This is a genomic window from Aeromonas sp. MaB10011B, assembly GCF_017939325.1.
Taxonomy (GTDB): domain Bacteria; phylum Pseudomonadota; class Gammaproteobacteria; order Enterobacterales; family Aeromonadaceae; genus Aeromonas; species Aeromonas caviae.
Genome location: NZ_JAGKRK010000008.1, coordinates 69,052 through 91,351 on the forward strand (window position 1 = coordinate 69,052; position 22,300 = coordinate 91,351).

Genomic DNA, 22,300 nt, shown 5'->3' on the forward strand with positions numbered 1-22,300 from the left:
CTGGTCGACTTCCGGGGTGGTGATTTGTTCAGACATGGTGATTCCTGCTGCTCTGTTTACAGGCCTGATTTCAGGCTGGCTTCGATAAACTTGTCCAAGTCGCCGTCGAGTACCGATTGGGTATTGCGGGTTTCGACGCCGGTGCGCAGATCCTTGATACGGGAATCATCCAGTACGTAGGAGCGGATCTGGCTGCCCCAGCCGATGTCGGACTTGGTCTCTTCGAGGGCTTGCTTCTCAGCGTTCTGCTTTTGAATTTCCAGCTCGTAGAGCTTGGCCTTCAACTGCTTCATACACTGATCTTTGTTCTTGTGCTGGGAACGGTCGTTCTGGCACTGCACCACCACGCCGGTCGGCACGTGGGTGATACGCACCGCGGACTCGGTCCGGTTGACGTGCTGACCACCCGCACCGGAGGCGCGGTAGACGTCGATGCGAAGATCAGCCGGGTTGATCTCGATCTCGATGTCATCGTCGATCTCGGGGTAGACGAACACGGAGCAGAACGAGGTGTGACGACGGCCGCCGGAATCGAACGGCGACTTGCGTACCAGACGGTGCACGCCGGTCTCGGTGCGCAGCCAGCCGAAGGCATACTCGCCGGTGAACTTGATGGTGGCGGACTTGATGCCGGCCACGTCGCCTTCGGAGCATTCGATGAGCTCGGGCTTGTAGCCGTGGGCATCACCCCAGCGCAGGTACATGCGCAGCACCATGTTGGCCCAGTCCTGGGCCTCGGTGCCACCGGAACCGGACTGGATGTCGATGTAGCAGTCGGAACCGTCATGCTGACCGGAGAACATGCGACGGAACTCGAGATCCACCAGCTTGGCCTCCAGTTCGTCCGCTTCGACAACGGCTTCGTTGAAGGTCTCTTCGTCTTCGCCTTCGACGGCCAGGCTGACCAGCATCTCGACGTCATCGACGCCCTGGGTCAGGGTATCGATGGTGCTGACGACGTTCTCCAGGGAGACGCGCTCCTTGCCCAGCGCCTGTGCGCGCTCGGGTTCGTTCCAGACATCCGGCTGTTCCAGCTCGGCATTGACCTCTTCTAGACGCTCTTTCTTGGCGTCATAGTCAAAGGTACCCCCTAAGCAGCTCGGTCCTCTCAGACAGCTCCTTAAGCTTGTTTAATACAGGATTGACTTCAAACATCGTGAAAACTCTCGGGGTCGATGTGATTTAAAAACGGGATATTCTAGCCAATTGCAGAAGGAATAAACAGGGTTGGCTGGCCCCGCTCTTTTTCCTGCTCCAATTTTCCGCAGCATTTTTAAAATTTCCGCGTAAAATATCGTCACTCACGCCATTCTCCGCTTCAGTTTTGCGCGGATTGGCCACTAACAACACACAGTGCCACGCACTCCCGATTGATCCTGTTCCCGACTCCCACAAGAAGAAAACACGATGAAAAACCTATCACTCAAGCTGAAGATACTGTTGTCTGTGGTCATCGCCTTGTCACTGGTGATCCTGCTGCTCTCCTGGCAGAGCTACAGCAGCCAGAAGTCCATGCTGCTGCAAGACAGTCAGGAACAGGTGCAACGCCTTGGCAGCCAGCAGGCCGCCAGCGTCAGCGACTGGCTCGCGGCCCGTCGTGACGTCATCCAGGCCCTTGGCAACAAGGCCGGTGCCGAGCCCCTCAACGCCCTGCAACAGGCCCAGGTGTCCGGCCGTTTCCAGCTCACCTATTTTGGTGAGGGCAGCGGCAAGATGAACGACTCCGACCCCTCCATCAACCGCGACGGTTACGATCCCCGCTCCCGTGGCTGGTATCAGGAAGCCATGGCCAAGGGCGGCATGATCGTCACCAAACCCTACCTCGACGTGGCCTACAACATTCTGGTGGTGACCCTGGCCCAGCCTGCCCAGGGCGGCGTGGTGGGGGGGGATCTCTCCATTGCCTCCCTGGTGGATGACATCACCAAGATGAAGCTGCCGGCGGACGGCTTCGCCATCCTGATGCACAAGGATGGCACCGTCATCGCCTACAAGGATGCGGCCAAGGCGATGAAGCCGGCCAGCGAGATCGACAACGATCTGACCAATGCCCTGATCGAGCAGAGCAAGGCGAGCAACAGCCTGGTGCCTGCTTTCTTCGACAACGAGGGGCGTGACAAGCTGCTGTGGGCGACGGACATTCCGGACACCGATTGGGAGCTGGTGCTGGTACTGGACAAGAGCACCCTGGAGGCGCCGCTCTCCTCCCTGCTGATAACCCAGCTCGGCCTGGCCCTGCTGGTGCTGGTGGGCAGCATCCTGGCCATCTCCTGGCTGGTCAGCCTGCTGCTCGGCCCCCTCACCAAGGTGTCCCAGGCCCTGGCCCGCATCGCAGACGGTAACGGCGATCTGACCCAGCGCATCAAGATCGACGCCAATGACGAAGTGGGCCAGCTCGCCGGCAGCTTCAATCGCTTCGTAGGCAGCCAGCATCAGCTCATCGCCAACATCCGTCAGCTTGCCAACGAGCTGAACGCCGATGCCGAACGCAGTCTGGTGACCAACCAGGCCGCGGTGGAAGAGCTGCAGCGCCAGCAACAGGAGGTGACCATGGTCGCCACCGCCGTCACCGAGATGGCGAGTGCCACCATGGAGATCGCGGGCAACGCCGAGAACACCGCTGCGGCCGCCCAGCAATCCGCCCAGAGCAGTGAACAGGGCAAGATCCTGGTGAACCAGACTCGCCAGTCCATCAACAACCTGGCCGAGGAAGTGGGGCAGGCGACCGGCGTCATCGGTGAGCTGAGCCGTCACGCTCAGGCCATCTCCGGCATCCTCTCCACCATCCAGGGCATTGCCGAGCAGACCAACCTGCTGGCGCTGAACGCGGCCATCGAAGCGGCCCGTGCCGGCGAACAGGGTCGCGGTTTCGCCGTGGTGGCGGACGAGGTGCGGGTGTTGTCGCGCCGTACCCAGGATTCCACTCAGGAGATCCAGTCCACCATCGAAACCCTGCAACAGACCACGGCCCGCGCGGTGAGCCTGATGCAGACCAGCCAGGGGTTGGCGGACAACAGCGTGAAGGATGCCGACGCTGCCGCTGCGGCTCTGGAGGAGATCACCCAGGCCGTCAGCCTCATCTCCGACATGGCGGGCCAGATCGCCACCGCCGCCGAGGAGCAGACCCAGGTGACCGGTGAAATCACCCAGAACACCACTGCCATCAAGGATGTGAGCGACGAGATCACCGCTTCCGCCATGCGCGACCTGGATCAGGCGCACAACCTCAAGGGGCGTGCCACCAACCTGAACCAGCAGGTGTCGACCTTTATTTTGTAAGGAAGGTCAGGCCGCAATCTGAACCAGCAGGTGTCGACCTTTATTTTGTAAGGAAGGTCAGGCCACAATTTGAACCAGCAGGTATCGACCATCTTCCTGTAAGTTCTGACACGCGGCGATCAAGGCCGCCATGACAAAGCCCCGCACTCTGCCGAGTGCGGGGCTTTTTGTTTAGATGTTTCCCAGCGGGCACCCATGAAGGATGGGATTCAGTGCTGCTGGCGAGCAGAAATGACAGAGCCCACCGCAAGGTGGGCTCTGTCATACGGGGCCTGCGTCCGGGATCACAGGAAGGGCAGGGCCAGGAACAGCTTGATCACCACGGCGTTGATGATGTCGATGAAGAAGGCACCGACCATGGGCACCACCAGGAAGGCCAGGTGGGAGGGGCCAAAGCGCTGGGTGATGGCCTGCATGTTGGCAATGGCAGTGGGGGTGGCGCCGAGGCCGAAGCCGCAGTGACCCGCCGCCAGCACGGCCGCATCATAGTTGCGCCCCATGACCCGGAAGGTGACGAAGATGGCGTAGAGCGCCATCGCTACCGTCTGCACGGCCAGCAGTATGAAGATGGGCAGGGCCAGGCTTGCCAGCTCCCACAGCTTGAGGCTCATCAGCGCCATGGCGAGGAAGAGCGACAGGCTGACGTTGCCAAGCAGGGAGACCTCGCGGTCGCTCACTTCGTGCCAGTTGAGCAGGGTGAGCAGGTTGCGCAGCAGCACGCCGACGAACAGCACGCAGACGAAGATCGGCAACTCGAAGACGCCGCCCTTGAGGTAGAGGGCCAGCATTTCGCCCCCTTTCAGGCTGATGGCGATGAGTGCCAGGGTCTCGATCAGGCTGAAGGTGGTGAGCGGGCGCTCCATGTCCGGCATCTCGAAGCCCTGGGGGGCGCCGTCACGGTTGTGCTCCTCACCGGGCACCTGCACCTTCTTCACCAGATAACGGGCCACCGGGCCGCCGATGAGGCCCCCCAGCACCAGGCCGAAGGTGGCACAGGCAATCGCCAGCTCGGCGGCGGATTGCACGCCGTATTTCTCGGTGAAGATGGAGCCCCAGGCCGCCCCGGTGCCGTGGCCGCCGGAGAGGGTGATGGAGCCGGCCAGCAGCCCCATGTGGGGATCCAGCCCCAGCAGGGTGGCCAGACCCACCCCCAGGGTGTTCTGCACCAGCAGCAGGCCGGTGACCACCAGCAGGAAGGTGGCCACCGCCTTGCCGCCGCGCTTGAGGCTGCCCAGATCGGCGGAGAGGCCGATGGAGGCGAAGAAGGTCAGCATCAGGGCCGTCTGCAGGCTGGTATCAAATTGCAGTTCGATCTGCAGGGTGGAACGCAGCACCAGCAGCACCAGGGCAACCACCAGGCCACCGGCCACGGGTTTGGGGATGTTGAAAGTGCGCAGGGGTCCTATCTTGTTGACCAGCAGGCGGCCAAGCAGCAGCACCAGGGTCGCGGCGACCAGGGTGGCGTAGGCATCAAGTTGTAGCATTCAGTGCTCCCATGTTGATCGGCTGTGTCTTTGGCGAGAAAGACTCACGGATCCAGCCGGGATGAAACAGAGTGGCGAACGCGCCAGTGACAGAGGGGCCGCAGCCCCGTCCCTCTGCAAAAGAGGGGGTCGACACGAGCCCGTGTTCGTCGGGCGTCCAGATGAGATTTGTGAAAAACCCGCCGGATACTAGCAAAAAACACCAAGTACATCCACATATGTCACATTAATGATTAAAACATGGTGTTAACATGGCATTTAAAACTGCCTCGCCGAGTGTGCTCCGGATCGCAACAATGCTGCTGCGGCTGTCATTTGCAGCGGCACTCTTTATAATTCGCCCGGTTCCGCCCCCACGGGAGGACACAGACCCTCAAGAGGTCTGCTGATGACCGATATTGAGCCCGCACCATCTGAAGGACGGGGGCTGTATCGGTTGAGCCCTGTTTGATTTGCCGGTTTCCAGTCCAGAGAGAGGAGAGGGTGTGAAGAAGTCCATCTACATTGCCTACACAGGCGGCACCATAGGGATGCAGCGTTCCGACCACGGTTATGTACCGATGGCGGGCTTCATGAAGGACTGTCTGGCACGGATGCCCGAGTTCCATCGACCGGAAATGCCCGATTACCATATCCACGAATATGCCCCCCTCATCGACTCTTCCGACATGACGCCGGCAGACTGGCAGCGCATCGCCGAGGATATCAAGGGCAACTACGACAAGTACGACGGTTTCGTCATTCTGCACGGCACCGACACCATGTCGTTCACCGCGTCTGCGCTCTCCTTCATGCTCGAAGATCTGCACAAGCCGGTCATCATCACCGGCTCCCAGATCCCCCTGGCCGAGCTGCGCTCGGACGGTCAGCAGAACCTGCTCAACGCCCTCTATATCGCGGCCAACTACCCGATCCACGAGGTGACGCTCTTCTTCAACAACCAGCTCTATCGCGGCAACCGCAGCAAGAAGGTGCATGCCGACGGCTTCCACGCCTTCGACTCGCCCAACTACCCGCCCCTGCTCAATGCCGGTATCGCCATCTCCCTGGAGGCAGGTGAGCTGGGAGTGCCGTGCGATCGCCCCCTGGTGCTGCACGACATCACCCCCCAGCCCATCGGGGTGGTGACCCTCTACCCGGGGATCTCGGCTGAGGTGATAGCGAACATCCTGCAACAGCCGGTGCGTGCGCTGATCCTGCTCTCCTTCGGGGTGGGCAATGCGCCCCAGAACCCGGCCATGCTGGCGCTGCTCTCAGAGGCATCTGCCCGGGGCGTCATCATCGTCAACCTGAGCCAGTGCCTGCACGGCAAGGTCAACATGGGGGGCTATGCCACCGGCAACGCCCTCTCCCGTGCGGGAGTCATCTCGGGCTTTGACATGACCGCCGAGGCGGCGCTCACCAAGCTGCACTTCCTGCTGAGCCAGGATCTGCCGGCGCCGCGCATCCGCGAGCTGATGCAGCAGTCCCTGCGGGGTGAACTGACCCCCTGACTTTCCCTCCCACCCTAACCCTCTCCCAGCGGGAGAGGGGATAGATCGAGGTGGCGAGGTTTGCCATGAAGATCGCCGGCAGGTGGCCCGCTGATTGCTCGCAGGTGCGTGCCAGCTCCCTTCTCCCCTGGTGGGAGAAGGGCCGGGGATGAGGGGGAAAAAAGAGGGGAGCCATAATGGCTCCCCTCTTTCATTTCGTTACCGCGATAGGTGACGTGCGGCCTGCCTCAGTGGCTAAGGTCGACCCGTACTATCTCTTCCTCATCGCGATACTGGCGCTTGAGCTCGCTCTTGCTCTTCATCACGATCTCGCCGTCACGGCCGATGTTCATGTGCTCGGGGTTCTCAAGGTGCATCGCCTGCCAGGCCATCACGGCCTGCAGGGAAGTGGCCTTCTGCTCCTCGGTGAGGGGCTTGCCATCCGGCCATTTGCCGAGCTCGACCGCAGTCTTGAGCCGCTCGTACACCTCTTTGGGCATCTGCGCTATCGCTTGTTGAAACGTCACTTGCTGAGACGACATCCGGCCTCTCCTTGAAAATTGAGCCATGAACGCGGGTTCAGGCGGGCAGATCCTGTCGGACTATGCCGGTAGATCCTGGCGGACTACGCCAGCCATCTGCTCCATCACCCGTACTACCTGACAACTGTACCCGAACTCGTTGTCATACCACACGTAGAGCACGCAGTGATCCCCCTCGGCGATGGTGGCCTGGGAGTCGACGATGCCCGCAAAACGGGAGCCCACCATGTCGGAGGAGACCAGCTCGGTGCTGGCGCTGAAGTCGATCTGGCGATGCAGGGCCGAGCTCAGCGCCATCTGCTGCAGATAGGCGTTGAGGCTCTCCCGATCGGTGGTCTGTTCCAGCGACAGGTTGATGATGGCCAGGGACACGTTGGGTGTGGGCACCCGGATGGCGTTGCCGGTCAACTTGCCCTTGAGCTCCGGCAGCGCCTTGGCCACCGCCTTGGCGGCACCGGTGCTGGTCATCACCATGTTGAGGGCTGCGCTGCGACCGCGGCGCTCGCCTTTGTGATAGTTGTCGATGAGGTTCTGATCGTTGGTATAGGAGTGGACCGTCTCCACGTGGCCGTGGCGGATGCCGTACTTGTCCTGCATCACCTTGAGCACCGGGGTGATGGCGTTGGTGGTGCAAGAGGCGGCGGAGACTATCTTGTCATCCGGGCCTATCACCTCGTGGTTGACCCCGAACACCACGTTCTTCATCTCCCCCTTGCCGGGGGCGGTCAGCAGCACCCGGGCGGCGCCGCGGGCCTTGAGGTGCTCGGACAGCCCCGCCTCGTCACGCCAGACGCCGGTGTTGTCAACGATCAGCGCATTGTCGATGCCGTAGGCGGTGTAGTCGATGTCGGCCGGGCTGTTCGCATAGATCACCTGGATGAAGGTGCCGTTGGCGATGATGGCACTGCGTTCTGCATCCACCTCGATGGAGCCGTTGAAGGGGCCGTGCACCGAATCGCGGCGCAGCAGGCTGGCACGCTTCTCCAGATCCCCGTCGCGACCGCCGCGCACCACGATGGCGCGCAGGCGCAGGGAGTTGGCGGCGCCGGTGCGCTCGATGAGCAGACGGGCCAGCAGGCGGCCGATGCGGCCGAAGCCGTAGAGCACCACGTCGGTCGGGGCGGGCACGGCACTGCGGTTCAGGGCCGGTGCCAGCTTGGCGCGCAGATAGTCCTCGATGCCGGCTTCATCCTGGTGATCCTGCCAGTAGCCCACGGCCAGTTTGCCGAGATCGACTTCGGCGGCGGTGGGGTTCAGGGCGACGATGGCGCGCAGGAGAGGGAAGCTTTGCTGGATGGGCAGCGGGGTGCCCTGGTGGCGGCGAACGACCCGGTGGGCCTTGAGGATATCGATGGTGGAGGCGTTTTGCAGCGGGCGTCCGTAGAGGGTGATCTCTATCCCTTGCTGTCGGTAGAGGCGACCTATCAAGGGTTGCATGGCTTCGGCGAGCTCCTGGCTCTCCTGCCACGCCTGCAAGTAGTGCTCGTGGGTCATTAACCAGATCCTTTTATTTCACGTTGTTGAAGCAAGTTGCCTGGGCAAATTGAAATTCGTCGAAGGCAGATCAGTGTAGGGCTGATGGTTTCGTTATATTATTCTGCAATCGCGGCCTTATACGGCGCGCGCATTGTAATGGATATGTAGCCTGTTTGCTAGTTGGCGGTGGCCGGTGCGGGTTGCGATTGTTATCAACCAGATGTGAACCATGACCCTATTCTCACAGCGTCCGTTACTGCTTTCCCTCGCTTGTTGCCTGACGTTGACGGCCTGCGACGACGACAGGATCCACAACATCTGCTCCCAATATCCCGCCCTGTGCGCGGACCTGGTGGACGACGGCTGGTGTCGCTATGAGCGCAGCGACGTCATTCGCGGTCGTTACTATCTCCAGGAAGAGGGGACGGACAGGCGCAAGTACGATCTGATGCGCGGCCTGGAGCGTTATCTGCAGTGCGCCGAGCACTCCACCAACATCGAGTACAAGCGGGCCAGGGAGCAGAAGAGCCCCAGAGTGGAAGGGATGCTGGCCGCCGGCCGTCAACTGGAGCAACTGGATGCGCAGACCCGGGGTTCCCAGGATCCCTACCTGCTGCTCTGGCACTGGACCAACAACACCAGTCCCGAGGCCCGCGCCAGCTTCCTCGCGCAGGAGGGGACGCCGAGCCTCGAGGAGCCCGAGCTGCAACTGGCGCTCGGCGGCATTTATGCCAAGAGCGAGCCCGAGAAGGCCATCAGGCTGATGCACCATGCGCTCTCCCTCTATCGGGAGGGGGACAAGGTCAACAGCCGGATCCTCACCGCCCTCAGCACCCTCTACATGGGGCAGAAGCGATTTGATCAGGCCTATCTGTGGGGCAAGGTGAGCGAGTCATTCCAGGAGAGCCCCGAGGTCTCCGCCACCCGGCTCGGCATTTACCATGCCATCGGCAAGGAGGAGCAGGAGACGCTGGACGACCAGGCGGCCACCATCGTCGACGCACTCAGGCAGGGGAGCTACCGCACACCATGAATCCGACCCTGTCAGAAGCCCGGGAGTGGGCCCATCCCTTCGATATCCGTCTCGTCCACGGCCAGATCCGCGGCGAGGACAGGGTGCTTGAACGGGCCACGGTGAGGGCCGTGGTGATGCGTGGTGATCGACTGCTGCTGGTGCACTCCCGCGTCAACGGGGATCTCATGTTCCCCGGTGGCGGCATCGAGCACGGGGAGGCGCACGATGCGGCCCTGGCCCGGGAGCTGCGGGAAGAGTGTGGCGCCGAGCTGGTGGCCGTGGGCCCCCTGCTGGGAGAGACCCGGGAGTATCGTGCCGCGCGCGAGCCGGATTACGATGCCTACTGCATTCGATCGTCCTATTACCTCTGCCGGGTCGGGGAGGACTGGAGTGCACCGCGCCCCCAGCCCTACGAGATCCGCCTCGGCTTCACGCCGGGCTGGTTCCCCCTGGCCGAGGCCCTGCAGACCAACAAGACCCAGCTGGCGGGTCCCTGTCCCCAGTGGACGGCGCGAGAGACCCGGGTGCTGGCTGAGTTGCACCGCTGGCAAGCGTCCGGCTTGCTGACCTGACAAGGCCGCTTGCCCCATAAAAAAACCGCCTGTCGGCGGTTTTTTTATGGCTGTCCCCGGCGTCAGGGGAGACAGACCGGGCAGAAGGCGTAGGTGCCCTGGGGATCGTTGAAGCGGGTCAGCGGGTCCAGAGTGCGGTTCATCTCCAGCAGCGCCTTGCCAAGCCCGGCGGGCAGCCAGCTTTGCAGGTGCGGGGCCAGCGCCTGGGCGCTGCTGTCAAACAGCTCGCGCAGGAACTTGTCCCTGGCCGACTCTTCCGGTGCGATGGGGGTGACCTGCCAACTTTTGAGGTTGGCGAGATCGGCGGCCGCCTTGAGGGCGTCATCCAGATTGCCGAACTCGTCCACCAGCCCCAGTGCCTTGGCATCCTGCCCGGTCCAGACCCGGCCTTCGGCGGCTTTTTCCGCCTCTTCCGGGCTAAGGCCCCGGCCCTTGCCCACCAGGCCGACAAAGCGCTGATAGGTGTCTTCCACGCTCAGTTGAATGGCTTCACCCACGTGATCCGGCAGGGCACGGGTCAGCCCGACCCCCACGAAGTCGGTGGTGCCGACGCCGTCGGTGTGTACCCCGTACTGGGAGAGCGCCTTGTCGATGGTGGCGAACATGCCGAACACCCCGATGGAGCCGGTGAGGGTGGTGGGGGAGGCGAAGATCTTGTCCGCATCGGCGGAGATCCAGTAGCCACCGGAGGCGGCGTAGCTGCCCATGGATATGACCACCGGCTTGCCCGCCTGTTTCAGGGCCAGCAATTCGGCGCGGATCTGCTCGGCCGCAAAGGCGCTGCCGCCGGGGCTGTCCACTCGCAGCACCACGGCTTTCACCTGATCGTCACGGCGGGCCTCGGCCAGCAGATCGGCAAGGCTGTCGCCGCCGATGGTGCCGGCAGGCTGGACGCCATCCATGATGGCGCCGCTGGCAGTGATGAGGCCTACCTCATCCTTGCCGCTCTGGGGGTACTGCTCCGGGATGGCGGCCAGATACTCTTTCAGGCCCACGCCCTTCCAGCCGTGATCATCGGCCTCGCCCACTTCCTTGATCACCGCCTGGGTCATTTCGTCGCGGGTGGCGAGCTGATCCACCAGACCGTTGTCGAGGGCGTAGCTGGCCGCATTGCCACCGGCCTTGCGCAGCAGTTCGAGGAAGTGATCCTTGTTCGGTGCGACGGCATCCGGTTCGATCTCCCGCTGCTCCGCCACGTCGGCCACATAGGATTGCCACAGCTGATCCAGCCAGCGCTGGTTCGCCTCCTTGCTCTCGGGGGACATCTCGTCCCGGGTGTAGGGCTCGACGAAGGACTTGTAGGTGCCGACCTTGAAGACGTGTGGGGTGATGTTGAGCTTCTCCAGTGCCGACTTGAAGTAGGTCTGGTAGACACCCAGCCCCTCGATCAGCACGGCACCACTCTGGTTGAGCAGCACGTGGTCGGCGTGGGCGGCGAGCAGATAGGCCCCCTGGCTGTAGTAGTCCGCCATGGCGATGACCGGCTTGCCGCTCTCCTTGAAGGCGTCGATGGCGGCCGTCACCTCCTGCAGTTTGGAGAGGCTGGCCCCTTGCAGACCCTGGGGCTTGATCACCAGCGCCTTGATGCGATCGTCATTCCCCGCGCTCTTGATGGCCCACAGCAGATCGGAGAGGACGATTTCGCTTGGCTGCTCGTCCCCCTTGTCCATCTGCCTGAGCAGTTGCACCGTGGGATCGGTCTGGGTGCGCTGTTCTACCAGCACACCGGAGAGATTGAGGGTGAGCGCCCCCTCGATGGGGGTGCTTGGGGTCTCGCTCTGGCTGACGCTGAAGACGATGACCAGCACGACGAGAAGAAACAGCAGGTTGACCAGCATCAAGCGGGTAAAGTTGAGCAGGCGCCAGAGGCTGCGAAAGAGCCATCCCAGACCTTTGAAAATAGACATAGCTGCGTTGTCGCCCTGTTAATGGGTTGAGAGCAGCCATTATTAACCAGTTGCGCAGCCAATTGCCATTTCCCCTTGAGTCGACTGCCCCCCGCCACTTCGGAACACGGCTGTTCGCTGAAAAAATGTCCAAACATTTGTTTGAAAAAGAGTTTTCGATTCTTTACTCTAGCTCCAGTTTGATAACAAAAAATTAACTGAAAGGCCCGATGAGCCGGCCCCACCTCCACCTACCCCTTCTTTTTACTGCCCGTCACCCGAGGCAGCCAGGAAGGCTGGAGCATGACCCCGTGCACATCGACCTCGACAAGGAGTGCATCATGAGCCGTTATCCCACGCTGCTGACCCCCCTCGATCTGGGTTTTACCCAGTTGCGCAACCGCGTACTGATGGGGTCCATGCACACCGGCCTCGAGGAGGAAAAGGGGGGCTTTGACAAGCTGGCCGCCTTCTATGGTGAGCGGGCCCGTGGCGGGGTCGGTCTCATCGTGACCGGCGGCATCGCCCCCAATTTGCGGGGGCGGCTGGTGCCCCACGGCTCCCAGCTGAGCTTTCCCTGGCAGGTAGCCAAACACCGCAAGGTGACCGAGGCAGTGCACCGGGAAGGGGGCAAGATAGCGCTGCAGATCCTTCATGCGGGCCGCTACGCCTACCATCCGTTCAGCCTGGCGCCGAGCGCCCTCAAGGCTCCCATCTCCCCGTTCAAGCCGCGGACCATGAGCGAGCGGCAGATCCGCGGCACCATTCGCGACTTCGCCGCCACTGCGGCGCTGGCCAAGGCGGCCGGTTATGACGGGGTCGAGGTGATGGGCTCGGAAGGCTATCTCATCAACCAGTTCATCTGCGAGCGCACCAACAAGCGCACCGATGGCTGGGGCGGCAGCAGCGAAAACCGCATGCGCTTCCCGGTGGAGATTGTCCGCGCCATCCGTGAGCGGGTGGGCACGGATTTCATCATCATCTTCCGCCTCTCCATGCTGGATCTGGTGGAGCAGGGCTCCTCCCTTGAGGAAGTGATCGCCCTTGGCCGGGCACTGGAGCAGGTGGGGGTGACCCTCATCAACACCGGTATCGGCTGGCACGAGGCGCGCATTCCCACCATCGCCACCAGCGTGCCGCGCGGTGCCTTCAGCTGGGTGACCGCCGAGCTGAAAAAGCACCTCAAGGTGCCCCTCATCACCACCAACCGCATCAACACCCCTGAGGTGGCGGAGCGCATCCTGGCGGGGGGGGAGGCGGACATGGTCTCCATGGCGCGACCCTTCCTGGCGGACCCCGAATTCGTCATCAAGGCGGCTGAAGACAGGGCGGACGAGATCAACACCTGCATCGCCTGCAACCAGGCCTGCCTCGACCACGTGTTCAAGCAAAAGCGTGCCTCCTGCCTGGTCAATCCCCGTGCCTGCTTCGAGACCGAGTTGACGTTTGGCCGGGTGCCCCAGCCCAAGAAGCTGGCGGTGGTGGGGGCGGGTCCTGCCGGGCTGGCGTTTGCCTGCTATGCCGCCGAGCGGGGCCATCAGGTGAGCCTGTTCGATCAGGCGAGCGAAATCGGCGGCCAGTTCAACTTTGCCAAGCAGATCCCGGGCAAGGAGGAGTTTCACGAGACCCTGCGCTACTTCGCCAAACGGCTGGAGAAATGTGGCGTCGAGCTCTATCTGGGCCAGCGCCAGAGTGCCGAGAGCCTGCTGGGCGGCGGTTTTGACGAGGTGATCCTCGCCACCGGCATCCGCCCGCGCACTCCCAACATTCCGGGCATCGAGCATGCCAAGGTGATGAGCTACCTCGATGTCTTGCGGGATCACAAGCCGGTGGGCGAGAAGGTGGCGGTGATCGGCGCCGGCGGCATCGGCTTTGACGTGGCCGAATACCTGGTGGAGAAGAGAGGAGCGCCGGATGCTGAAAGCCATCGCGATCACTGGCTCAAGGAGTGGGGCATCGACAAGCAGCTCGGCGAGCGCGGCGGCCTGACTACCCCCGAAATCGATGCCCCCGAGCGCCAGATCTGGTTGCTCCAGCGCAAGGAGAGCAAGGTGGGCGACGGCCTTGGCAAGACCACCGGCTGGATCCATCGCACCGTGCTCAAGAATCGCAAGGTGCAGATGCTCTCCGGCGTCCAGTACCTGCGTATCGACGATGCCGGGCTTCACATCCAGGTGGGCGACCAGCAGCAGTGCCTGCCGGTGGATCAGGTGATCATCTGTGCCGGACAGGAGCCCCTCAAGGAGTTGCAGGCCGGTCTGCAGGCCGCTGGCAAGCCTGTGCACATCATCGGCGGTGCCGACGTGGCCGCCGAGCTGGATGCCAAACGCGCCATCCGGCAAGGGGCGGAGCTGGCTGCCGTCATCTAGCCTCCCGGCCCTTTCGTATCCTGACAAACCCCTGAACCTCAGGGGTTTTCTTCATCCGGTGCTGTGCTAAGGTAGCGCCATCATCGCCTTTGACAAGGAACTGCCCCATGGATGCCCTCCATCTGTTACTCAATCGCCACTCCTGTGGTCGTCTGGCCGAGCCTGCCCCGAGTGGCGAAGTGCTCGACAATATCCTCAAGGCCGGGCTGCGGGCGCCGGATCACGGCACTCTGACCCCCTGGCAGTTCATCCTGTTTGAAGGGGAGGGGCGTGAGCGTCTGGGGACATTGCTGGCCGATGCCGCCCATGCCCGTGGCGAGGATGCGGACAGTGTCGAGAAGTGCCGCGCCGCGCCACTGCGTGCTCCCCTGGTGATCGCGGTGGCGACCCGTTATCAGGCGCACCCCAAGGTACCGAAACTGGAGCAGGAGCTCTCTGCCGGTTGTGCCCTGATGGCGATGCAGATGGCGGCCCAGGCCCAGGGCTTCAACGGCATCTGGCGCTCCGGCTGGTTCATCTTCGACGAGCAGATCCATGGTGCACTGGGGCTGGCACCGGAGGATCAACTGGTGGGCTTCCTCTACCTTGGCACCCCCATGCTGGAGGCCCGAAAGCTGCGCGAGTTGCCCATTCAGGACTTCGTGCGCAGCTTCTGAAGCACAGAACGCCAAAAGCCCTGATTATTCAGGGCTTTTTTGTTTTCTGACAAAGCCCTCAGGCTGTACTGATAAATGCGCACTTGCCAAGAGGGGAGAAGGGGGTTGGCCGGACATTTTTTGAATTGTGAGAGATTCTTCTCACTCCTGGTTTATTACGCTATGTAAAACGTTTGCGCCACGTTATTATCCCACTGCCAGTTTAGAAGGTGACCCCTTCTAATTTTCTGCGATGAGAGTCGCAATTCCGTAGCACCTTTTTAGAGCCCAACGTCTTGATGACATTGGGCTTCATTTTTTGCGGGATCGGCACGTCAGCGTTCTTTCTCCTCTGCCTCTTCTCTACCTCACCCGGCCTCTTTTCGGCGATCTTTTGCACAGTCATTGATGTGGCCTCGATTGGAATCAGGATCAGGGTCAAATATCCTGCATTTGCAGGTGAAATCCGGCCCGGGATCCGCCAGCATCGGCAGAGACAAGAGAGCCAGAGGCTTCCCTTTGACGTCGACTGCCCGCACCTTTGCCATCCGGAGGCCATATGTGGTTCAACCGCAAGCTTGAAAAAGAGAATCAACAGCTCAGGGAGGCGATGCTTCTCAAAGAGCAGCAGCACCAGAGCGAGCTGGCCGAATTGCGTGCCACCATCGGTGAATACGAGCACATGCAGCGCACCAGCCGGGAGCGTGGCGATCTCTTCAATCAGGTGATCTCCTGCCAGAACCAGGGAGGCGAGATGCTGCAGAGCGTGCGGGAAGCGCTGGCTGGCAGTGCCGAGCACCTGATGGCGGAAAAGGGAGCGCTCTGCGAGCTGGATCAGCTCTTTGCCCAGACCCGGGGCGCCATCACCCGTCTTTCCAATCGTGCCCATGCCATCACGGATGAGGCGGCTCGCAGCCTCGCAGCCGTCCATCAGCTCGATGCCAGCACATCCGCCATCAACCAGTTCGTGACCGCCATCCAGGGCATTTCGGATCAGACCAACCTGCTGGCACTCAATGCGGCCATCGAGGCGGCCAGGGCCGGTGAAGCTGGTCGAGGATTCGCCGTGGTCGCCGATGAGGTGCGTCAGCTGGCGAGCAAGGCTCATGAAGCCAGCAGCCAGATCGAGGTGCTGGTCAGGCAGATAGTGGCACAGGCGCAGGAGATCAAGTCCATCATCGATGACAACCAGGCCAGTGCCGCCGAGGTGGCGACCTCCTCCTCCCAGATCGATGTGGTGGTGACCCAGGTGCTGGCACAATCAGGCCGGATGCAGCAGGTGATCCACAGTGCGGCCTCCACCTCCTTCCTCAATACCACCAAGCTGGATCACGCCGTCTGGAAGAACACCATCTATCGGCTCATCGATCAGCAGCATTTTCACGAGCCGGTGAGCGACCACGCTCAGTGTAGGCTGGGCAAATGGTATTTAGAGGGGCAGGGTGCCGAGCTCTTCGCCCACAAGCCGGGCTTTCGTGAACTGGACGGGCCCCACAAGCGGGTCCACGAGAGCGGCAAGGCCGCCCTGCACGCGCGCGAGCAGGGCGATATCAAAGGGATGGTCGAGCAGCTCAAGACCATGGAAAACGCCAGCATGCAGGTGGTGCACTGTATCGACCGCTTGCTGGAAAGCGCCTGAGCGAGCCTCGGGCCTTCCGCTCAACTTTTGACTGGCAGCAGCCGTGCCGGGTTGCCTGCCACCCTGGCACCGGCCGGTACATCTCTGGTCACGACCGAGCCCGCACCCACGACAGCTTCCCGCCCTATGGTGACGCCGGGAAGCAGGATGGCGCCGCCGCCAATCCAGACCCTGTCTTCGATGGTGACCGGCAGCGCCGTCTCAACCCCCTGAATACGCTCATCGGCGTCCAGCGCATGGGCGGCGGTGTAGATCTGCACGTTCGGCCCAATCATCACCTCGGCACCGATGTGAATGGGGGCATTGTCCAGCAGGGTGGCCCCCATGTTGATGTAGCTACCCTTGCCAAGGTGGATGTGGCGGCCATAGGTGCAGTAGAGGGGCGGGCAGATGAAGGCACCCTGTGCCAGCTCGCCGACGATCTGCTGCAGCAGCGCCAGCTGTTCATCCTCCTCGTCGCTGCGATTGAAGCGGCGGTACAGGCGGGCCGTCTCCCGGCGCAACAGATCCAGCTCTGGCGCCATGCAGTTGTAGGGCTGGCTGGCGATCATCTTCTCGTATTCGGTCATGACTGGGCCTCGATGGGGTGGAGGAAGAGAGGATAAGCCATCGGGGGGCAGAGAAGCGTGAGGCTCTCCCCAGAGTGGGCAGAAGGAGAATGGGCGTCCGGAAACGACAAGGGCACCCTGGGGTGCCCTTGTCGTTCAGCGACCTAAGTGTTGCCGCTGTGGCCTGTTGCTTGTCAGCCGAGTGTGCGGCTGATGGGTTGGCAACTGCCGTGGCTTGTTGTTTATCAGCCGAGTGTGCGGCTGATGGGTTGGCAGCCACCGTGGCTTGTTGTTTATCAGCCGAGTTTGCGGCTGATGGGTTGGCAACTGCCGTGGCTTGTTGCTTATCAGCCGAGTTTACGGCCGATGGGTTGGCAACTGCCGTGGCTTGTTGTTTATCAGCCGAGTGTGCGGCTGATGGGTTGGCAACTGCCGTGGCTTGTTGTTTATCAGCCGAGTGTGCGGCTGATGGGTTGGCAACTGCCGTGGCTTGTTGTTTATCAGCCCAGTTTGCGGCCGGAGAGGCGGCACCACTCCTCTTTCACGGCGGTCGGGTCCATCTCGAACCACTGGCCATAGATGGTCTCCAGCTCTGGCGCCTGGCTTTCCAGCACGCCGGAGAGGGCCATCAGGCTGCCCGCCTTGCCGTGGCCGGCGATAAGCGGCGCCAGTTCCCGCAGCGGGCCGGCCAGGATGTTGGCGACCACCACGTCCGCTTCGACGTCTTGAGGCTGATCCGCCGGCAGGTAGAGTTCGATCTGGTCGGCAACGCCATTTCGCTCGGCGTTGTCACGGCTGGCCTGGATGGCCTGAGGATCGATGTCGATGCCGATGACCCGGGCGGCCCCCAGTTTCAGGGCGGCGATGCCGAGGATGCCTGAGCCGCAACCAAAGTCGACCACGGTTTTGCCGGCCAGATCCAGCCCGTCCAGCCACTGCAGGCAGAGTGCCGTGGTGGGGTGGGTACCGGTGCCAAAGGCCAGGCCCGGGTCCAGCATGACGTTGACCGCATCGGGGTTCGGCACGTCGCGCCAGCTCGGGCAGATCCAGAGCCGCTCGCCGAACTGCATGGGGTGGAAGTGATCCATCCACTCGCGCACCCAGTCCTTGTCTTCCAGCAGCTCCACCTTGTAGCCCACGTCTTCACCGAAGATCTGCTGGAAGAAGGCGATGGTGGGAGCCGGATCGGTTTCGGCGTCGAACAGTCCCATTACTTCGGTCTCGCCCCAGAGCGGGGTTTCACCGGGCATGGGCTCATAGACGGGCACATCCTTGGCATCCATAAAGGTCACCGCCTGGGCCCCACGCCCCAGCAGCATGTTGCTCACCTTGTCTGCGGTCTTGGCAGTGGCGTTGATTCGAATTTGTATCCAGGGCATGGCGTCGGCTCTTCATAAATGTGAAACCGCGGGATTCTATCATCATGGGCCCGTGCTGTCGTGGTTTGACCATGGCCTCATGGGGAAGGGAGGTAACTCTGCCAAGTTGGCACGGTTAATGTATTCCTTCATGGGTGACGGGAAGCAACTTGTTCCCGCTGAATGCTTTGCTCTATGAAGTTCCGTCATCTTTTTTCAGCCACCTTCGGGTGGCTTTTTTTATGCCGGTGCGCTGAAAAGCGGTTAATTGGGAGGGAAAAGCAGAGATTGGCACGTTATCTGCAAAGTTATAGATGTCCTGCATAAGGATATGTGTGTGATTGTTACCCCAACGTTCAGGTTTTTTGGGCCATCCCGACGGGATGGCCTCTTTTTTATGGTTTTTTCGGGGGAGATACCCCGTCAGGGACAAAGGTTACCTGCGGGGCTGTGCACTCTTGGGGCTTGTCACTGGTGATTTCACCCCATGATGGTGCATTTATTTACCTACAAGGGAATAGTCAGGATGACGATCCCCGCTCTGGCGGCGCCTCAGCGATGGAAGCCGCTCATGTCGATCACCAGCTTGCCCACCATGCGACCCGCTTCCAGCTCGGCATGAGCCCGGGCCAGGGTGAGGGGCGTCAGTTCGGGCACCACCTTGCTGAGGGTGGTCTTGAGCACCCCTTCATCGATCAGGGCCGCGACCCGGCCGAGCAGGTTGTGCTGCTCGATCATGTCCGGGGTCTGGAACAGGGAGCGGGTAAACATGAACTCCTGGCTGAAGGTGACGCTCTTGGGTTTGAGCAGACCCAGATCCCAGGGGTCACTGGACTCGGCGATGGTGCAGATATGACCAAACGGACGGATGAGGCTGGCCATGGTGTTCCAGTGCTGCTCGGTGGCGTTGGTGCAGAAGATGGCATCCACCTCGCTGATGCCGAGTGCCTTGAGCTCCGCCTGCAGATGGTGATGGCTCACCACCTGGTGGGCCCCCATGTCCAGGCACCATTCCCGGGTTTCGGGGCGCGATGCGGTGGCGATCACCTCCATGCCGGTGAGCTGGCGGGCGAGCTGGATGGCGATGGAACCAACTCCGCCGGCGCCCCCGATGATCAGCAGTCGCCCGGTGCTTTCGCGGGTGAGGCTCATGCGCTCGAACAGGGTTTCCCAGGCGGTGATGGCGGTGAGCGGCAGGGCGGCGGCTTCCAGATCGGTCAGGGTGACTGGGGCGATGGCGGCGATGCGCTCGTCCACCAGTTGCAGGGCGCTGTTGCTGCCCGGGCGGCTGATGTCGCCGGCATACCAGACCCTGTCACCGGCCTTGAACAGGGTGACGTCGCTACCGACGGCGATCACCTCGCCCACGGCGTCCCAGCCCAGTACGCGGGGGCTGCTTTCGACCTTGTCCTTGGGGGCGCGTACCTTGGTGTCGACCGGATTGATGGAGGTGGCGTTGACCCGTACCAGCAGATCCCGCGGGCCCGGTGTCGGATCGGGCAGATCGCTCTCGATGAAGCAGTGGGGGTGGTTGCTTGGCAGATAGTGAGTCAGGGCGATGGCTTTCATGGCTTTTCCTTTCAAATAGCAGTGTTCGGGATTGCCACTCACTCTAGTCTGGGTGATTATCAAGATTAAGATGGGTAATTGGTAAAGACTGTTTGAATATATGAACAATGTCGAACTGGAGTTGATGGGGCTGTTCGCCACCGTGGTGGAGCAGGGGAGCTTCACCGGGGCGGCCGAGGTGCTCGGCATGCCCAAGTCCTCGGTGAGCCAGAAGATCTCGCGCCTCGAATCCCGGCTCGGGGTGAGGTTGCTGCAACGCACCACCCGCAGGCTCAGCCTGACGCCCCAGGGGGAGGTCTATGTGGCCCATTGTCAGGAGCTGCTGGCACTGGCGCGCAACGCCAATCTGGCGATGGCGCGGTTGCGCGCGGCTCCTGGAGGGCGGGTGCGGATCACTGCTCCCGAAGCCACGGGAACCTTGCTGCTTGGCCGGATACTGGCCGAGTTTCGCGCCCTCTACCCCGAGGTGGTGCTGGAGCTGACCCTTTGCGATGAACAGCTGGATCTGGTGGGGGAAGGTTACGATCTGGCGCTGCGGGCAGCGCCGCTGAAAGATTCCAGCCTCATCTGCCGGCGCATCGGCCAGGTGGCGCGCCATCTGGTGGCATCTCCCGGTTACCTGGCGGCCAACGGGACGCCGCTCCAGCTCTCGGAGCTGGCCGGACACGCCTGCCTGGTACATGGCTCCTTGCCGGTGTGGCCATTGCAGGAAGGGGGCTGGCGCCCTCGCGGGGCCTGCCAGAGCAACAGCCTGCTGGCGCTGCGGGAGCTGGCACTCCATGACGGGGGGATTGCCCTGCTGCCGGCCCATGTCTGCGGCGACGATCTGGCGGCGGGGCGACTGCTCAAGGTGCTGCCGGATCTCCTAGTTCCGGTGAACCCCTTCTATCTCATCTACCCGAGCCGGGAACACCTGGCACCCGCCCTTCGCAGCCTGATGGACTTCGTGGCCGAACGTCTTCCCTTCGCCTGATCACTGGTGCTGGCCAAGGGGAGCCTGAGCCGGTTCGAGACCGAGCGGGACCGACTGGCGTTCCGCCAGCATGCGGATCTGCCCTTCGATGAGGCCGGCATGGGGGCCGAGCACCAGCACCAGCTGATATTCGTTGAGCACGACCCAGGAGAGGCAGCCCAGTCTGGCCAGGCAGGATTGATCCACCAGGGCCATGTCGCGAACCCGCAGGCTGAGGCGGGTCAGGCAGACGCTCATGGCCTGCAGGTTGTCCATGCCCCCCAGCATCTTGAGGTACTGGATAGCCAGCATCTGGGGATCGGTGGGGGCCACGGTCGCGAGCCGGGAGAGATCCTCGGCGATGGGTTTGCCCGGCAGACTGAGGGGGGCGTGTTCCAGCAGCCGGGAGAAGAGCAGGGCATAGACGACGAAGAAGAGGATGCCCAGGGGGATGAGCCAGAAGCTGTGCAGACCGGCGTGGTAGCTCAGCACCAGATCCAGCAATCCGGCAGAAAAGTAGCTGCCCACCTGGATGTCGAGCCCGCTGCAGATGGCCAGCGACAGCCCGGTCAGCAGGGCATGGGCCAGAAACAGCCAGGGAGCGGTGAAGGCAAACAGGAACTCGATGGGCTCCGTGATGCCCACCAGTGCCGAGGTGAGCGCCAGGGTGAGCAGCAGCCCTCCCTGGGGCAGTTGTTGCATCCGCTGGCGATGGATCCAGATGGCAAAACAGGCACCGGGCAGGCCGAACATGATGACCGGATAGAGCCCGGCCACATAGCCTTCATGCAGCGGCTGGGCGGTCGAGAGGGCTTGCAGGTTGCTCTCCCCGAGCCCGATGAGGCTGCCCAGCACCTGGTGCAGGCCGAGGGGGATCAGCAGCCGGTTCAGCACGCCATAGCAGAAGGCGCCAAATGGCGTGGTGAGCAGATCGGAGGCGAGCAGGGTGAGCCCCTGTTCCAGCAGCGGCCAGAGGATGGAGAGGGGGAGCACCAGCAGCAGGCAGGCCAGCGCCGAGAGCAACATGCCCGGCAGATCTTCCTGCAGGGGGCGCAACCAGCCCGGCAGCCGCAGAGTGCGGGCCCGGGAGCAGACCATGGCGGTGACGAGCCCGGCCAGCAGGCCGCAGATCATGTCCGCATGCAGCCCGGGCACCAGGGTGCCCAGCGCCGAGCTCAGCAGCAGGAAGTTGACCGCACCGGCGAGCGCCTGGGCTCCTTGCCCCTGGCGACTCAACCCGAAGGCGATGGCCACCGCATAGATGAGCGGCATCTGGCTGAAGAGGGCGCGACCGGCGAGGGAGAGCACGGCGAGATCCAGCACGTCCGGTTGGCCGAGCCGGTGGAGCAGGGCGGCCAGGGGCAGGATGGAGACGGGCAGCAACAGGGCATAGCCGAGGCGCTGCAAGGACTGGGTCAGGATCTTTCTGGCGTTCTGGACTGGCATGGGGGCACGGTATTTGTGACGTGGCGCACATTTTACCCGTGAGCCCCCATTTGGGAAT

At 62.4% G+C, this 22,300-nt stretch carries 17 protein-coding genes; 8 read left to right on the plus strand and 9 right to left on the minus strand.

Annotated features, from left to right (window positions below):
* Window positions 1-56 precede the first annotated feature (56 nt).
* A protein-coding gene (gene prfB, locus J9893_RS03170; protein WP_102948437.1) for a peptide chain release factor 2 occupies window positions 57-1,155 on the minus strand; the annotation gives its coding sequence in 2 pieces (ribosomal slippage) (window positions 57-1,079 and window positions 1,081-1,155; 1,098 coding nt in all).
* A gap of 252 nt (window positions 1,156-1,407) precedes the next feature.
* Between prfB and J9893_RS03175 the strand changes: the two genes are divergently transcribed.
* Window positions 1,408-3,279: a methyl-accepting chemotaxis protein gene (locus tag J9893_RS03175; protein WP_210600877.1), complete on the plus strand. Its 1,872-nt coding sequence runs from the start codon at window positions 1,408-1,410 to the stop codon at window positions 3,277-3,279.
* 284 nt (window positions 3,280-3,563) lie between these two features.
* On the opposite strand, the gene gltS is transcribed toward J9893_RS03175, so the two are convergent.
* The gene (gene gltS, locus J9893_RS03180; protein WP_041215692.1) at window positions 3,564-4,763 is read right to left on the minus strand and encodes a sodium/glutamate symporter; all 1,200 of its coding nucleotides are present in this window, start codon (window positions 4,761-4,763) and stop codon (window positions 3,564-3,566) included.
* Window positions 4,764-5,248: 485 nt separating this feature from the next.
* On the opposite strand from gltS, the gene ansA reads away from it, so the two are divergent.
* Window positions 5,249-6,256, plus strand: a complete 1,008-nt coding sequence (gene ansA, locus J9893_RS03185; RefSeq protein WP_210600878.1) for an asparaginase — start codon at window positions 5,249-5,251, stop codon at window positions 6,254-6,256.
* A gap of 227 nt (window positions 6,257-6,483) precedes the next feature.
* Here the strand turns inward: ansA and J9893_RS03190 are convergent, their stop codons facing one another.
* A complete protein-coding gene (locus tag J9893_RS03190) occupies window positions 6,484-6,777 on the minus strand; it encodes a DUF1315 family protein (protein ID WP_010675423.1) in 294 nt (97 codons plus the stop codon).
* A gap of 60 nt (window positions 6,778-6,837) precedes the next feature.
* Entirely contained in the window at window positions 6,838-8,271 is a 1,434-nt protein-coding gene (locus J9893_RS03195; RefSeq protein WP_161469833.1) for a glyceraldehyde-3-phosphate dehydrogenase, read from the minus strand.
* Between the two features lie 211 nt (window positions 8,272-8,482).
* Between J9893_RS03195 and J9893_RS03200 the strand changes: the two genes are divergently transcribed.
* Together J9893_RS03200 and J9893_RS03205 are read left to right on the plus strand one after the other, a co-directional pair.
* Complete coding sequence (locus J9893_RS03200) at window positions 8,483-9,286, plus strand: DUF2989 domain-containing protein (RefSeq protein ID WP_042014444.1); 804 nt, start codon at window positions 8,483-8,485, stop codon at window positions 9,284-9,286.
* On the plus strand, window positions 9,283-9,840 hold the full coding sequence (locus tag J9893_RS03205; RefSeq protein ID WP_048207040.1) for an NUDIX domain-containing protein: 558 nt from the start codon (window positions 9,283-9,285) through the stop codon (window positions 9,838-9,840). The genes J9893_RS03200 and J9893_RS03205 overlap by 4 nt, the downstream gene beginning before the upstream one ends.
* Window positions 9,841-9,902: 62 nt before the next feature.
* On the opposite strand, the gene sppA is transcribed toward J9893_RS03205, so the two are convergent.
* Complete coding sequence (sppA, locus tag J9893_RS03210) at window positions 9,903-11,747, minus strand: signal peptide peptidase SppA (RefSeq protein ID WP_045525758.1); 1,845 nt, start codon at window positions 11,745-11,747, stop codon at window positions 9,903-9,905.
* 320 nt (window positions 11,748-12,067) lie between these two features.
* Here sppA and J9893_RS03215 point away from each other — a divergent pair, with 320 nt between their 5' ends.
* The 3 genes from J9893_RS03215 to J9893_RS21895 all read left to right on the plus strand — a co-directional run bounded on the left by J9893_RS03215 (window position 12,068) and on the right by J9893_RS21895 (window position 16,369).
* Complete coding sequence (locus tag J9893_RS03215; protein ID WP_161469836.1) at window positions 12,068-14,095, plus strand: NADPH-dependent 2,4-dienoyl-CoA reductase; 2,028 nt, start codon at window positions 12,068-12,070, stop codon at window positions 14,093-14,095.
* Window positions 14,096-14,202: 107 nt separating this feature from the next.
* A complete protein-coding gene (locus J9893_RS03220) occupies window positions 14,203-14,751 on the plus strand; it encodes an NAD(P)H nitroreductase (RefSeq protein ID WP_010675416.1) in 549 nt (182 codons plus the stop codon).
* 538 nt (window positions 14,752-15,289) lie between these two features.
* On the plus strand, window positions 15,290-16,369 hold the full coding sequence (locus tag J9893_RS21895; RefSeq protein WP_210600879.1) for a methyl-accepting chemotaxis protein: 1,080 nt from the start codon (window positions 15,290-15,292) through the stop codon (window positions 16,367-16,369).
* 20 nt (window positions 16,370-16,389) lie between these two features.
* On the opposite strand, the gene J9893_RS03230 is transcribed toward J9893_RS21895, so the two are convergent.
* From J9893_RS03230 to J9893_RS03240, 3 genes are all read right to left on the minus strand, one after another.
* Window positions 16,390-16,938 (minus strand): sugar O-acetyltransferase, encoded by a 549-nt coding sequence (locus J9893_RS03230; protein ID WP_161469838.1) that lies wholly within the window; start codon window positions 16,936-16,938, stop codon window positions 16,390-16,392.
* A 479-nt stretch (window positions 16,939-17,417) separates the two neighbouring features.
* Entirely contained in the window at window positions 17,418-18,296 is an 879-nt protein-coding gene (gene prmA, locus J9893_RS03235; RefSeq protein ID WP_128273909.1) for a 50S ribosomal protein L11 methyltransferase, read from the minus strand.
* 531 nt (window positions 18,297-18,827) lie between these two features.
* Window positions 18,828-19,844, minus strand: coding sequence for a zinc-binding alcohol dehydrogenase family protein (locus tag J9893_RS03240; protein WP_010675411.1), 1,017 nt, complete (start codon window positions 19,842-19,844; stop codon window positions 18,828-18,830).
* A 100-nt stretch (window positions 19,845-19,944) separates the two neighbouring features.
* Here J9893_RS03240 and J9893_RS03245 point away from each other — a divergent pair, with 100 nt between their 5' ends.
* Window positions 19,945-20,817, plus strand: a complete 873-nt coding sequence (locus J9893_RS03245) for a LysR family transcriptional regulator (RefSeq protein ID WP_185975510.1) — start codon at window positions 19,945-19,947, stop codon at window positions 20,815-20,817.
* On the opposite strand, the gene J9893_RS03250 is transcribed toward J9893_RS03245, so the two are convergent.
* Entirely contained in the window at window positions 20,818-22,242 is a 1,425-nt protein-coding gene (locus tag J9893_RS03250) for a PTS transporter subunit EIIC (RefSeq protein ID WP_143237153.1), read from the minus strand. It lies immediately after the preceding gene.
* Window positions 22,243-22,300: the final 58 nt, after the last annotated feature.

Excerpts from the sequence above, each read along its gene's own strand:
- J9893_RS03175 (WP_210600877.1), top strand. The coding sequence starts at position 1,408 with ATGAAAAACCTATCACTCAAGCTGAAGATACTGTTGTCTGTGGTCATC.
- gltS (WP_041215692.1), bottom strand. The coding sequence starts at position 4,763 with ATGCTACAACTTGATGCCTACGCCACCCTGGTCGCCGCGACCCTGGTG.
- J9893_RS03190 (WP_010675423.1), bottom strand. The coding sequence starts at position 6,777 with ATGTCGTCTCAGCAAGTGACGTTTCAACAAGCGATAGCGCAGATGCCC.
- J9893_RS03195 (WP_161469833.1), bottom strand. The coding sequence starts at position 8,271 with ATGACCCACGAGCACTACTTGCAGGCGTGGCAGGAGAGCCAGGAGCTC.
- J9893_RS03200 (WP_042014444.1), top strand. The coding sequence starts at position 8,483 with ATGACCCTATTCTCACAGCGTCCGTTACTGCTTTCCCTCGCTTGTTGC.
- J9893_RS03205 (WP_048207040.1), top strand. The coding sequence starts at position 9,283 with ATGAATCCGACCCTGTCAGAAGCCCGGGAGTGGGCCCATCCCTTCGAT.
- sppA (WP_045525758.1), bottom strand. The coding sequence starts at position 11,747 with ATGTCTATTTTCAAAGGTCTGGGATGGCTCTTTCGCAGCCTCTGGCGC.
- J9893_RS03215 (WP_161469836.1), top strand. The coding sequence starts at position 12,068 with ATGAGCCGTTATCCCACGCTGCTGACCCCCCTCGATCTGGGTTTTACC.
- J9893_RS03220 (WP_010675416.1), top strand. The coding sequence starts at position 14,203 with ATGGATGCCCTCCATCTGTTACTCAATCGCCACTCCTGTGGTCGTCTG.
- J9893_RS21895 (WP_210600879.1), top strand. The coding sequence starts at position 15,290 with ATGTGGTTCAACCGCAAGCTTGAAAAAGAGAATCAACAGCTCAGGGAG.
- J9893_RS03230 (WP_161469838.1), bottom strand. The coding sequence starts at position 16,938 with ATGACCGAATACGAGAAGATGATCGCCAGCCAGCCCTACAACTGCATG.
- prmA (WP_128273909.1), bottom strand. The coding sequence starts at position 18,296 with ATGCCCTGGATACAAATTCGAATCAACGCCACTGCCAAGACCGCAGAC.
- J9893_RS03240 (WP_010675411.1), bottom strand. The coding sequence starts at position 19,844 with ATGAAAGCCATCGCCCTGACTCACTATCTGCCAAGCAACCACCCCCAC.
- J9893_RS03245 (WP_185975510.1), top strand. The coding sequence starts at position 19,945 with ATGAACAATGTCGAACTGGAGTTGATGGGGCTGTTCGCCACCGTGGTG.
- J9893_RS03250 (WP_143237153.1), bottom strand. The coding sequence starts at position 22,242 with ATGCCAGTCCAGAACGCCAGAAAGATCCTGACCCAGTCCTTGCAGCGC.